This window comes from Streptomyces sp. NPDC042638 (assembly GCF_040647235.1).
GTDB classification, from domain to species: Bacteria; Actinomycetota; Actinomycetes; order Streptomycetales; family Streptomycetaceae; genus Streptomyces; species Streptomyces rameus.
Map to the genome: position 1 here is coordinate 1 of NZ_JBEZBT010000144.1, position 2554 is coordinate 2554.

Annotated in this window: 2 protein-coding genes; both read left to right on the forward strand. The window is 69.1% G+C overall.

Annotated elements, in window-relative coordinates; all coding sequences use genetic code 11:
- Window positions 1-1145, forward strand: a 1145-nt coding sequence (locus AB0B40_RS38135) for a KR domain-containing protein (protein WP_362268225.1), incomplete at its 5' end; no start/stop codon positions are given.
- A gap of 44 nt (window positions 1146-1189) precedes the next feature.
- Window positions 1190-2554, forward strand: a 1365-nt coding sequence (locus AB0B40_RS38140) for a beta-ketoacyl synthase N-terminal-like domain-containing protein (RefSeq protein WP_362268227.1), incomplete at its 3' end; no start/stop codon positions are given.

Consider the following 2554-nt stretch of genomic DNA (forward strand, 5'->3'; position numbering starts at 1 on the left):
TGGCCGGGTTGTTGGAGCGGATTTCGGCTGAGGTGCCGTTGTCGGCGGTGGTGCATGCGGCGGGTGTGCTGGATGACGGTGTGCTGGACGGTTTGTCGGTGGAGCGGTTTGAGGGGGTGTTGCGGGCGAAGGCGGAGGGTGCGTGGCATCTGCATGAGTTGACGCGTGGGTTGGATCTGTCGGCGTTCGTGTTGTTCTCGTCGTTCTCGGCGACTGTGGGTGGTGCGGGGCAGGGTAATTACGCGGCGGCGAACGCGTATCTGGATGCGTTGGCGGAGGTGCGGCGGGCCGAGGGGCTGCCGGCGACCTCGATCGCTTGGGGCCCCTGGGCCGAAAGCGGCATGGCGGCCGACAGCGCCCTGGTCAGCGGCCGTATGGAGCGGTTCGGTCTGCCACCCATGGATCCCGCGCTGGCCGTCACGGCGTTGGAGCGGGCGATCAGTGGTTCCGATACCTGCCCGGTGATCACGGACGTCGACTGGTCGCGGTTCGGCAAGGAACTGAGCGGTTCCCGGAACAGCGCGCTCTTCGGTGAGATCGCCGAAGTGCAGGAGCTGTACCGGACCGTGGACCACGCTTCCACCGACGGCCCCGCCGAGCCGACGTCGGCCCTCGCCGAGACCTTGGCCGCTCTTCCGGTGGCCGAACGGGAGCCCATGCTCCTCGACGTGATCCGGAAGCACACGGCCACCGTGCTCGGCTACGGCACTCCGACAGGGATCGACGCCGAGCGAGGCTTCTTCGAGATGGGCCTGGACTCGCTCACGGCAGTGGAACTGCGCAACCGTCTGAACACGGCGAGCGGTTTGCGGCTGCCGTCCACCACGCTGTTCGACTACGCGTCCCCCGCCGCGCTGGCGCGCCACCTGCTGGCAGAGCTGGCTCCCGACGCGAGTGCGCCGGAGAACGCGTTGCCCGAGGAGATCGACCGCCTCGAATCCGTGCTCTCCGCACTCCCGGAGGACGACATGGCACGAGTCAGGGCCGTGGTCCGACTCCAGTCCATGTTGGCGAAGTTGAGCCACGCCGGTGCCGGCACGGCCGTTCAGGGGGCGTCGGGCGGCGACGCCTTGGACGGCGACCTCGACGGAGTGTCGGTCGACGAACTCTTCGACGTCATCGACCGAGAACTCGGGGATGCCTGAGAATGATCATGAACCGTATGGTGTCCACGAGGGGGCGGCGCTAAGTGTCGAACGAAGAGAAACTTGTCGAGTACCTGAAGCGGGTCATGGCCGACCTGCGTCAGACACAGCGCCGCCTTCGTGATGTCGAGGACAAAGCCCAGGAGCCGATCGCGATCGTCGGGATGAGCTGCCGCTTCCCCGGCGGTGTGGCGTCACCCGAAGAGCTGTGGAAGCTGCTTGCCGACGGCGGCGACGCCGTGGCCCAGTTCCCCGACGACCGGGGCTGGGACCTCGCCACCCTGTACGACCCGGACCCGGACCGGGCCGGCACCTCGTACGTGAAGGAAGGCGCCTTCCTGTCCGAAGCCGGCGACTTCGACCCGGCGTTCTTCGGTGTCTCGCCGCGTGAGGCGCTGGCGATGGACCCGCAGCAGCGGCTGCTCCTGGAGACCAGCTGGGAAGCGATGGAACGAGCCGGCATCGCACCCGCCTCGGTGCGCGGCAGCAAGGCCGGCGTCTTCATCGGCACCAACGGCCAGGACTACATCGAGGCCCTGCGCCAGGCCCCGAAGGGAGTCGAGGGCTACCTGGCCACCAGCAGCGCGGCCAGCGTGATGTCCGGCCGGCTCTCGTACACCTTCGGCTTCGAGGGCCCCGCCGTGACGGTGGACACGGCCTGCTCGTCGTCGCTGGTGGCCCTGCACCTGGCCGTACAGTCCCTCCGGCAGGGCGAGTGCTCGGTGGCCCTCGCCGGCGGCGTGACCGTCATGACGACACCCGGACTCTTCGTGGAGTTCAGCCGTCAGCGTGGTCTCGCCCCCGACGGACGCTGCAAGGCGTTCGCCGCCGGTGCGGACGGCACCGGCTGGGGTGAGGGCGTGGGCATGCTGCTGTTGGAGCGGCTGTCCGACGCGCAGCGCAACGGTCACCCCGTGCTCGCCGTGGTTCGCGGCTCAGCCGTCAACCAGGACGGCACCAGCAGCGGTCTGACAGTGCCCAACGGCATCTCCCAGCAGCGCGTGATCCTCCAGGCACTGGCGAACGCCCGCCTGTCCTCGACCGAGATCGACGCCGTCGAGGCACACGGGACGGGTACGACCCTGGGCGACCCGATCGAGGCGACGGCGCTGCTCGCGACGTACGGCCAGGACCGGCCCGAGAACCGGCCGTTGCTGCTGGGCTCGGTGAAGTCGAACATCGGTCACACGCAGGCGGCGGCGGGTGTGGCGGGTGTGATGAAGATGGTGCTGGCGATGCGGCACGGTCTGCTGCCGCGGACGCTGCACGTGGACGAGCCGTCACCGCACGTCGACTGGTCTGCGGGCGCCGTGGAACTGCTGACCGAAGCGACGGCGTGGCCGGACACGGAGGAACCGCGCCGGGCGGGTGTGTCGGCGTTCGGGGTCAGCGGTACCAACGCGCACGTG